Genomic DNA, 10,131 nt, shown 5'->3' with positions numbered 1-10,131 from the left:
ATTGCAACTAAAGTTCGCCAATGAGCAGCCAGACTCTCCAAGTTGTGAACAACTGTTATCTCCCAAAGCATGGAAGCTATTATGGTTAAAGAGAATAAAAACACCATTGCCTTCAACCGCTCCAAATATGTCATGGGCGTATCAAGAACTGGCAAAGCTAGGAGGCTGGAAAGATACCAAGCGCACAGGGCGTGCATCTGTCAACGTGTTATGGCAAGGATGGTTTAAACTTCAAACCATCCTTGAAGGCTATGAATTAGCAATGTCTCTCGGTGAAAAGTTGTGATCAAGAGACAGCCATAAGGCGCCTCTTCATTTAGCTAACTAATAGCTTACTCTGTAGGTTGAGCAGCTTTAGGTACTTTTACATCAGCTTGCGCTTTGAGTGCAGCAATAAATACCATATAGTTTTTATTTACTTGCGCCATTGTGATGTTTTGTTTTTGTTGCTCATTAATATCACTGCTTTGAGCTTCATTCACCGCTTTAAGCGCAACAATCGCAGAGTCACCATTATTTAAATCAACAACATCTGTCACGGGTGCACCTTGTGGGTGTGCCATTCTAAATGCCTGTTGAACAATAGCGGGTGAAACGGTGTACGCTTGACGTGCTAACGCCGCTTCTTGGCGAACTTCTAAGCCTTCAGCTGCCGCAATATCGCTTAAGCTTTTACCTGCTTCAATATCTGCATACAGAGTGCGTGCTTTATCTTTAGCAAGTTCAGATGCTTTCTGCGCAACTAACGTCGCTTTGATTTGCTCTGAAACATCTGCAAGTGGCTTCGTCGTTGCTGGTTTGTGATCATTCACTCGAACAACAACAGCATGCTCATCACCCACTTCAATCACTTCTGAGTTCATGCGATCTTCTAACACTTCTGGAGAGAAAATTGCCGCAATAACTTGTGGGTTATTAAGTGGCTCTGGTAATGCGTTACGCGTTACTAGCTCTGTTTTTTGAACTTCAACACCTGCCGCTTCTGCTGCATCGTTTAATGTGTCAGAGATTTCAAACGCTAATTCACCCATTTCTGTTTGCTTCTCATAGAAAGCATTCACTTTCTTAGAACGCTCCAGCTCAGCACGTAACTCGCCTTTTACGTCAGCATAAGGTTTTACTTGCTGTGTTTGAATATCTGTCAGTTTGATGATGTGATAACCAAACTCAGATTCTACAACATCAGAAATGTCACCTTTGTTTGCAAGTGCATATGTTGCCTCTTCAAACGCAGGGTCCATCATGTCGCGCTCTATCCAATCAAGATCACCGCCCATCTCAGCACTCACGACATCGTCTGATGACGACTCAGCAAGCTGCGCAAAGTCTGCACCATTTTTAAGTTGTGCAAGTAACTCTTCTGCTTTCGCTTTTGCAGCATCATCGTCTTCACTATTATCAATTAAGATATGTGAAACACGGCGTTTTTCTGGCTCAATATATTGCGCGCTATTTTGATCGTAATACGCTTTTACATCTTCTTCTGACACGCTTGAATCTAGGCTCAGATTCGCCGCATTTAAATCAATGTAGCTCACTGATACTTGCTCAGGTGCTAAAAACTGCGGTTGATTTAGGTCATAGTAATCAGCAATTTCTTGTTCGCTTACTTCAACGCCTTCTTGTAACGACTCTTTAGTAACAACAAGGTAATCGATACTGCGCGTTTGTTGTTGAAGTGCAACACTGTTGTTTAATTCGTTTTCTAATACGAAATCAGTTCCTGCAACAGCACCCACAAGTTGGCTACGCGTCATATCTTCACGTAGATACTCTCTAAAAGTATCTGGTTGAAAGTTCATTTGACGAAGCACTTGTAGATAGCGGTCGTTATTAAACTGGCCACCCACTTGAAAGTAAGGCATTTCTAAAATAGCTTTACGGACACTTTCGTCACTAACACGAAGACCTAATTCTGCCGCTAGTTGAGTTTGCAATTCTTGTTGTACTAAACGGTCAATTACGCCTTGGCGGATTTGTGCCATGTAATTTGGATCGGCTGCGATTTGCGCAAAATATTCACCAAATTGTTGCTCTAAACGATTACGCTCATTTTGATAAGCACGGCTGAATTCGGTTTGGCTAATTTTAACTCCATTTACTTCTGCAACGGGTTGCTCTGTGGTTTGTCCTAAATAACCACCGATCCCAGCTAAAGCAAAAGATAAAATCACCGCGCCTAAAATAATTTTGGCTGCAGGTCCCTGCGAACCTTCTCTGATTTTCTCAAGCATTTATCTATCTCTATTCTGATCAGGTACAAATTAACCCTGCTCATGTAAAAAAAGCGTATCTTACCAGATACGCTTTTTCACTTGAAGTAACTGGTGCTAAGTTACCTAATTCAATTTAAGTGTGATTAGGTATCTCTCACCTTACTAATCTTTTGCTGATTAGTTTACTGCGTCTTTCAGCGCTTTACCTGCTTTGAAAGAAGGAATGTTTGCTGCTGCAATCTGGATAGCTTCACCAGTTTGTGGGTTACGACCTGAACGCGCTGCACGCTCACGTACTGAGAAAGTACCAAAGCCAACTAGCGCCACTGAATCGCCATCTTTAAGAGCGCCTGAAACAGCCTCGATGAATGAATCTAGTGCACGACCAGCAGCCGCTTTAGAAATGTCAGCATCAGCTGCGATTTGATCGATTAATTGAGATTTATTCACAATATCATCCTCTTTCATTGTTATTATCAAGAGCGATTGTTTTTTTAATTAACATCACTGTTTTGAAAATTTATGAGCAAGTTAAGTTTATGCTCAGGTTATTATATTTTTCTCAACCCTAGGCCACATAAGGCCTAGGCTTGAAAACTAGTGCTTAACTTATCATACCCTTTGTATTTGAAAAGCCCCTAAAAGCACTTTTTTGCTGTTTTTTACTGGTTTTTTTCAGTTTCGACTGAAAAACTCTCTACTGGGTGCTTCAAAGCTATCTTTAAAACGTCATCAATCCATGTAACTGGGTGAATTTCAAGACCCTCTAAAACGTTATCAGGGATCTCTTTTAAGTCACGTTCGTTAATTTTTGGAATAATAACGGTTTTAATACCGCCACGGTGGGCAGCTAAAAGTTTCTCTTTTAAGCCACCTATTGGAAGTACTTCACCACGTAAAGTGATTTCACCCGTCATGGCAACATCAGAACGTACCGGGTTACCCGTTAAGCTCGATACTAAACCTGTCACCATGGCAATACCCGCACTTGGGCCATCTTTGGGTGTTGCACCTTCAGGCACGTGGACATGTATGTCACGTTTTTCGTAAAAGTCACTATTGATACGCAATTTATCCGCGCGATTACGCACCACAGTCATTGCTGCTTGAATTGACTCTTGCATCACATCGCCCAGCGATCCCGTGTACGTTAGTTTGCCTTTACCAGGCACTGCGGCTGACTCAATCGTTAATAAGTCACCGCCTACTTCAGTCCACGCTAAACCCGTTACTTGGCCTATACGATCACCATCTTCTGCTTTACCATAATCAAAGCGCTGCACACCTAGGAATTCTTCTAGGTTGTCTTCGTCAATGGTGACTTTCTTAATGTCTTTATTAAGCAAAATATTTTTCACTGCTTTACGACACAGCTTAGACACTTCACGTTCAAGATTACGCACACCAGCTTCGCGGGTGTAGTAGCGAATAATGCCAATGATGGCGCTATCTTCAATCTCAACTTCGCTATCTTTAAGACCATTACGCTTAACTTGCTTTGGAATTAAATGCTGCTTGGCAATATTTAGCTTCTCATCTTCGGTGTAGCCCGATAAACGAATTACTTCCATACGGTCTAATAATGGACCCGGAATATTAAAGCTATTTGATGTAGCAACAAACATTACATCAGATAAATCGTAATCGACTTCTAAATAGTGATCAGCAAAATGGCTGTTTTGTTCTGGGTCTAATACCTCAAGCAATGCTGAAGCTGGGTCACCACGCATATCAGAAGACATCTTGTCGATTTCGTCTAATAAGAACAGTGGGTTTTTAACCCCAACTTTGGTCATGTTCTGAATCAACTTACCCGGCATTGAACCAATGTAAGTACGACGATGACCACGTATTTCAGCTTCATCGCGTACGCCACCTAAAGCCATACGAACATATTTACGACCCGTAGAGCGCGCAATAGACTGTCCTAGTGATGTTTTACCCACACCCGGTGGACCCACTAGGCACAAAATTGGGCCTTTTAATTTATTAGTACGCTGTTGGACTGCAAGATACTCAATAATACGTTCTTTGACTTTGTCTAAACCGTAATGGTCGGTATCAAGAATTTTTTGCGCACCCGCTAAGTCTTTTTTCACTTTAGAGCGTTTTTTCCATGGCACATTGATAAGCGTATCAATATATGAGCGAACCACGGTGGCTTCTGCCGACATAGGTGACATCATTTTCAGCTTCGCAAGTTCAGCACTTGCTTTCTCTTGCGCTTCTTTTGGCATGCCCGATTCTTCGATACGCTTTTTAATTGCTTCGAATTCATCTGGTACATCATCCAGCTCGCCAAGCTCTTTTTGAATCGCTTTCATTTGCTCGTTGAGGTAGTACTCACGCTGCGATTTTTCCATCTGCTTTTTAACGCGAGTACGAATTTTCTTCTCAACTTGCAGTAAGTCTATCTCACCTTCCATCAAGGCCATTAAGTACTCAAGACGTTCTGTTACATTAGAAATCTCAAGTACTTTTTGTTTTTCTGGCACTTTAAGTGGCATATGCGCTGCCATCGTATCTGCTAAACGTGCAGCCTCATCGATTCCCGACACAGAAGTTAGTACTTCAGGTGGGATTTTCTTATTGAGTTTCACATAGCCTTCAAATTGGCTAATAGCGCTACGAATAAAGATATCTTGCTCTTGCTCATCAATGTGGCTTGATTCAATGAACTGCGCCTCAGCAACGAAGAAATCATCGTTATCTAAAAACGTTTCGACGCTCGCACGCTGCGTGCCTTCTACAAGCACTTTAACGGTGCCATCAGGTAGCTTTAATAACTGAAGTACTGTGGCTATGGTACCAACACGGTAGATATCATCTTGTTGCGGATCATCAACAGAGGCGTCTTTTTGCGCCACTAGGAAAATTTGTTTGTCTTTGTCCATCGCCGCTTCTAAGCATTTTATTGATTTTTCACGACCAACAAATAGCGGGATCACCATGTGCGGGTATACCACTACATCGCGCAGTGCCAACACGGGGATTTCAACTCGATCTGTTCTCTCAAGCGTCATTATATTCTCTTCGCACTTCATTTATTTTAAAGATTACTCAAGTATATGGGGATATGTAAGGGAAAGTTCAACATATTTATAAAAAAAGGAGCCATTGGCTCCTTTTTTATGTTTAACCGCTTAAATTTTGAACTATTTCAAATTTATTCAGATGCCGCTTTGTCTTGATTACCACTTTGGTAAATCAAAATTGGGTCTGACTCACCTTTAATAACCGTTTCGTCAATTACCACTTTGCTTACATCATCCATCGAAGGAAGTTCATACATGGTATCAAGTAATACACCTTCTACGATTGAACGTAAGCCACGTGCACCTGTTTTACGCTCCATTGCTTTGTGCGCAATCGCTGATAAAGCATCTTCACGGAACTCAAGCTCAACGTCTTCCATTGCGAACAATGCAGAGAACTGTTTAGTTAAAGCATTTTTAGGTTCACTTAGAATTTGAATCAGTGCGGCTTCATCCAGCTCTGTTAACGTTGCAACAACCGGTAGACGACCAATGAACTCAGGAATTAAACCGTACTTCACCAGATCTTCAGGCTCAACATCTTTAAATGTCTCACTTAAGCTGCGGCTGCCAGATGATTGTTTAACTTCAGCACCAAAGCCAATACCCGTATTTTTGTGACTACGCTGCTCAATCACTTTATCTAGGCCTGCGAATGCACCCCCACAGATAAATAAGATTTTCGACGTATCAACTTGTAAAAACTCTTGCTGCGGATGCTTACGACCGCCTTGCGGTGGTACAGAGGCAACCGTGCCTTCAATCAGTTTTAAAAGTGCTTGTTGTACACCTTCGCCTGATACATCGCGGGTGATTGACGGGTTGTCTGATTTACGAGAAATCTTGTCAATTTCATCAATATAAACAATACCACGTTGCGCTTTTTCGACGTCGTAATCACATTTTTGCAGTAATTTTTGAATAATATTTTCGACGTCTTCACCCACATAACCGGCTTCGGTTAGTGTTGTGGCATCAGCCATAGTGAATGGCACATCAAGTAAACGAGCCATCGTTTCTGCAAGTAATGTTTTACCACTACCTGTAGGACCAATTAACAAGATATTACTTTTACCAAGTTCAATATCAGCGTTGATGGTTTGATTACGAAGACGTTTATAATGATTGTATACCGCAACCGACAGTACTTTTTTCGCGTGGTCTTGGCCAATCACATAATCATCTAAGTGATTACGAATTTCTTTCGGCACAGGCAGTTTATCAGACGCGCTATGTTTCGGCGCAATGTCTTTGATCTCTTCCCTGATTATATCGTTACACAGCTCAACACATTCATCACAAATGTATACTGAAGGGCCTGCAATTAATTTGCGAACTTCATGCTGGCTTTTGCCACAAAAAGAGCAGTATAACAATTTATTACTTTTGTCGCCGTCTGTAGGAGTGTCAGACATTCAGCTACCTCATTTTTTACGTTGGCAGCAGCACGCAACTGCTGCTAATTCACTATGGTTAACTATATCAAAGAATATAAGTTTTCGCATAGTAAAGGGTGATAGCTAATAATACGATATCATTAGCTATTCAGATTACTTTGTTTCGCGACTAGAAAATACTGAATCAACGAGACCGTATTCAACCGCTTCGCTTGCACTCATAAAGTTGTCACGGTCGGTATCGCGCGATACCACGTCTAACGGCTGACCCGTATGCTCAGCCATCAAGCGATTTAGTTTATCTTTAATTGATAAAATTTCACGGGCATGAATTTCAAAATCAGACGCCTGCCCTTGGAAACCACCAAGTGGTTGGTGAATCATCACACGCGAGTTAGGTAAACAAAAACGTTTGCCTTTAGCGCCACCTGATAGCAAGAAGGCTCCCATGCTCGCCGCTTGGCCAACACAAATAGTACTGACATCAGGCTTAATGAAATTCATTGTATCGTAAATCGCCATGCCTGCAGTGACCGAGCCACCTGGCGAGTTGATATAAAGATAAATATCTTTTTCTGGATTTTCTGACTCTAAAAACAGCATTTGCGCAAGAATCAAGTTTGCCATGTTATCTTCAACTTGGCCTGTTAAGAAAATAATGCGCTCTTTTAAAAGACGTGAGTAAATATCATATGAGCGCTCACCCTTTGCTGTTTGCTCAACAACCATAGGGACTAATGCGTTTAGAGGGTCTATCATACCGCTGTTCATTCTTATTTAATTCCTTATCCGCTGCGACTCATCCTTACTATAAGGAAAGCACATTTATACTAATGTTAATTTACGCGTATTTTCAATCTATTTAAGTATATGCGAACACAAAGATGTATTTTCAATCCTTTATGTTTAATGTTGCGCATTAACATAAGTATTGTTGGTTTTGGTGAAACTGGCCACCACAAACTAAAATGGCCCGAGTACGCTGTATAAATACAGTGTAACACGAGCCATTTAATCGCTAGCGAGAGCTTAAGTCAATGACTTATTAAGCACCTTGCTGTGGATTCATGATGTCGTCGAATGCTTTTTCAACGTCAGTCACGTTTGCTTTAGCTAGGATAGCTTCAACTGCTTGCTCTTCCATCGCTACGTTGCGCATTTGCTGCATTAGTTGATCATTTGCTTTGTAGTATTCTACTACTTCAGTTGGATCTTCGTATGCAGAAGCCACTGTTGCAATTAACGCTTCAACTTTTGCGTCATCAACTTTAAGCTCGTTCGCTTTAATCACTTCACCTAGTAATAGGCCAGTTTTAACGCGAGTTACAGCTTGCTCATGGAATAACTCAGCTGGAAGCTCAGGCATGTTTTGAGCGTTGCCGCCAAAACGTTGTGCCGCTTGTTGACGTAGAGCATCAATTTCTTGATCTACTAGTGCTTTTGGCACGTCGATTTCGTTGTTCGCTAAAAGACCTTTGATAGCTTGGTCTTTCACGTTAGCTTTAACCGCTTGGTCAAGCTCACGTGACATGTTTTTCTTAACTTCTTCTTTCAGTGCATCAACGCCGCCTTCAGCAACACCGAATTTAGTTGCGAACTCTTCGTTAAGCTCAGGAAGCTCTTGAGTTTCAACTTTCTTCACAGTAATAGTGAAAGAAGCCGCTTTACCTTTTAGGTTTTCAGCGTGATATTCTTCAGGGAATGTTACTTCAGCAACAACTTCTTCGCCCGCTTTTTTGCCAACGATGTTGTCTTCGAAACCTGGGATCATACGACCTTGACCAAGTTCTAGAGGGAAGTCTTCAGCTTTACCGCCTTCAAACTCTTCACCATCGATAGAACCAACGAAGTCGATAGTTACACGATCTTTTTCACCTGCAGCAGCGTCAACTTCAGTCCACGATGCGTGTTGCTTACGTAACGTTTCTAGCATGTTAGCTAGGTCTTCGTCAGTAACAGAAACAGCTGGTTTTTCAACGTTAATTTTATCTAGACCTTGAATTTCAACTTCAGGGTACACTTCAAACGTTGCATCGAATTCTAAATCTTTACCTGCTTCTAACGCTTTTGGTGCGAAAGTTGGTGCACCCGCTGGGTTGATTTTTTCAGAAACGATTGCTTCGATGTAGTTGCGTTGCATTAATTCGCCCGCAACTTCTTGACGTACTGCAGCACCGTAACGTTTGTTGATGATAGACGCTGGAACTTTACCAGGACGGAAACCATCGATACGCTGGGTTTTAGACAGTTGTTGTAAGCGTTTTTTTACTTCAGTCTCAACGTTCTCTGCAGGAACGGTGATGGTCAGACGGCGCTCAAGGCCTTGAGTCGTCTCAACAGAAACTTGCATGATTTACCTCAATCTTCAATTTTGGCGACTGTTCGCCTTCCTTACAAACAAGGTGATCTCCATGAGTGATAGCAAGTTTTAACGCTGAAAAATTCAACTTAAAACGACGCATTGTAACCATGAGATACCATTGCTGCTCTGCCCCTATGGGCACTATGTTAAACAATAGACGCGGCATTATAACCTAATATTTTTGATAGTCGAGTCTAGGGGGCAATTATTTGGTCTATATAGCGGCAATCAGCGTTTAAACGAACAAAAAACGAACGTAAAATTATCAGCAAAGTAAGGTGATTAATTAAATCAGAATGTTTAAAAAGGGAATGACTAAGCGGTATTAATTTAGCGCATGAAACGCTCAGATTACCAAGATGAATATACTAGTAGAAAGTGGTCGGCGATGCAGGATTTGAACCTGCGACCCCTTGGACCCAAACCAAGTGCGCTACCAAACTGCGCTAATCGCCGATATAAAGAGAAGTTTTAAAAATACAACCACAGTGAAAGTGGTCGGCGATGCAGGATTTGAACCTGCGACCCCTTGGACCCAAACCAAGTGCGCTACCAAACTGCGCTAATCGCCGATACTGTGTGTAAATTGGGGTGACTGATGGGGCTCGAACCCACGACAACCGGAATCACAATCCGGGGCTCTACCAACTGAGCTACAATCACCACGGCATTTACATATTTTCAAATGGCGCACCCGGAAGGATTCGAACCTTCGACCAACGCCTTAGAAGGGCGTTGCTCTATCCAGCTGAGCTACGGGCACATCGAAAACTTCAAAAGTTTGCCTGTAAGCAACCGCTTCTTGAAGAAGAAGTGGTCGGCGATGCAGGATTTGAACCTGCGACCCCTTGGACCCAAACCAAGTGCGCTACCAAACTGCGCTAATCGCCGATACTTACTATTGTTTGCGAGTGACCTCGTTAACAACGGGGTGCATAATAGTGATTTGGCCGAGTCAGGTCAAACATTTTTTTAAGAAAATAATTCAATCGGTCACTTTTAGTTCATAATGGTTAAATATTGCAAATATAAGCTAAAATTTGAACTCTTTTTTATAAATAGACGCTTTATATCATATTGCATCTTGGCGCTATGCAGCTTTTCTGCGAAAATACGCAGCA

Annotated in this window: 6 protein-coding genes, 5 tRNA genes and 1 pseudogene; 1 reads left to right on the top strand and 11 read right to left on the bottom strand. The window is 41.9% G+C overall.

Annotation, left to right across the window (positions count from 1 at the left end; genetic code table 11):
- Positions 1-286: pseudogene (locus tag BWD47_RS10060) on the top strand (IS4 family transposase); the annotation flags it as partial.
- A 46-nt stretch (positions 287-332) separates the two neighbouring features.
- Here the strand turns inward: BWD47_RS10060 and ppiD are convergent.
- The 11 genes from ppiD to BWD47_RS10000 form a co-directional block, all read right to left on the bottom strand.
- Entirely contained in the window at positions 333-2,234 is a 1,902-nt protein-coding gene (gene ppiD, locus BWD47_RS10055) for a peptidylprolyl isomerase (RefSeq protein WP_075593898.1), read from the bottom strand.
- Positions 2,235-2,393: 159 nt separating this feature from the next.
- Positions 2,394-2,690, bottom strand: coding sequence for an HU family DNA-binding protein (locus BWD47_RS10050; protein WP_256213542.1), 297 nt, complete (start codon positions 2,688-2,690; stop codon positions 2,394-2,396).
- A 188-nt stretch (positions 2,691-2,878) separates the two neighbouring features.
- Positions 2,879-5,239: an endopeptidase La gene (lon, locus tag BWD47_RS10045; protein ID WP_036969826.1), complete on the bottom strand. Its 2,361-nt coding sequence runs from the start codon at positions 5,237-5,239 to the stop codon at positions 2,879-2,881.
- 143 nt (positions 5,240-5,382) lie between these two features.
- Positions 5,383-6,666 (bottom strand): ATP-dependent protease ATP-binding subunit ClpX, encoded by a 1,284-nt coding sequence (clpX, locus tag BWD47_RS10040; protein ID WP_036969827.1) that lies wholly within the window; start codon positions 6,664-6,666, stop codon positions 5,383-5,385.
- 135 nt (positions 6,667-6,801) lie between these two features.
- The gene (gene clpP, locus BWD47_RS10035; RefSeq protein ID WP_036969828.1) at positions 6,802-7,419 is read right to left on the bottom strand and encodes an ATP-dependent Clp endopeptidase proteolytic subunit ClpP; all 618 of its coding nucleotides are present in this window, start codon (positions 7,417-7,419) and stop codon (positions 6,802-6,804) included.
- Between the two features lie 274 nt (positions 7,420-7,693).
- Positions 7,694-8,998, bottom strand: coding sequence for a trigger factor (gene tig / locus BWD47_RS10030; RefSeq protein WP_036969831.1), 1,305 nt, complete (start codon positions 8,996-8,998; stop codon positions 7,694-7,696).
- 391 nt (positions 8,999-9,389) lie between these two features.
- Positions 9,390-9,466: transfer RNA gene (locus BWD47_RS10020), tRNA-Pro, on the bottom strand.
- A gap of 39 nt (positions 9,467-9,505) precedes the next feature.
- Positions 9,506-9,582 (bottom strand) — tRNA-Pro (locus tag BWD47_RS10015).
- Between the two features lie 15 nt (positions 9,583-9,597).
- A tRNA-His gene (locus tag BWD47_RS10010) sits at positions 9,598-9,673 on the bottom strand.
- A 23-nt stretch (positions 9,674-9,696) separates the two neighbouring features.
- Positions 9,697-9,773 (bottom strand) — tRNA-Arg (locus BWD47_RS10005).
- Between the two features lie 51 nt (positions 9,774-9,824).
- Positions 9,825-9,901: transfer RNA gene (locus BWD47_RS10000), tRNA-Pro, on the bottom strand.
- Positions 9,902-10,131 lie beyond the last annotated feature (230 nt).

This window comes from Pseudoalteromonas sp. PAB 2.2 (genome assembly GCF_001938575.1).
GTDB classification, from domain to species: Bacteria; Pseudomonadota; Gammaproteobacteria; order Enterobacterales; family Alteromonadaceae; genus Pseudoalteromonas; species Pseudoalteromonas lipolytica.
Note: the sequence above shows the minus strand (reverse complement) of the source record. Positions and strands in the feature narration are given on the sequence as shown.

What these genes read in the sequence shown, in the direction of transcription:
- ppiD (WP_075593898.1), bottom strand. Translation starts at nt 2,234, where the DNA reads ATGCTTGAGAAAATCAGAGAAGGTTCGCAGGGACCTGCAGCCAAAATT.
- lon (WP_036969826.1), bottom strand. Translation starts at nt 5,239, where the DNA reads ATGACGCTTGAGAGAACAGATCGAGTTGAAATCCCCGTGTTGGCACTG.
- clpX (WP_036969827.1), bottom strand. Translation starts at nt 6,666, where the DNA reads ATGTCTGACACTCCTACAGACGGCGACAAAAGTAATAAATTGTTATAC.
- clpP (WP_036969828.1), bottom strand. Translation starts at nt 7,419, where the DNA reads ATGAACAGCGGTATGATAGACCCTCTAAACGCATTAGTCCCTATGGTT.
- tig (WP_036969831.1), bottom strand. Translation starts at nt 8,998, where the DNA reads ATGCAAGTTTCTGTTGAGACGACTCAAGGCCTTGAGCGCCGTCTGACC.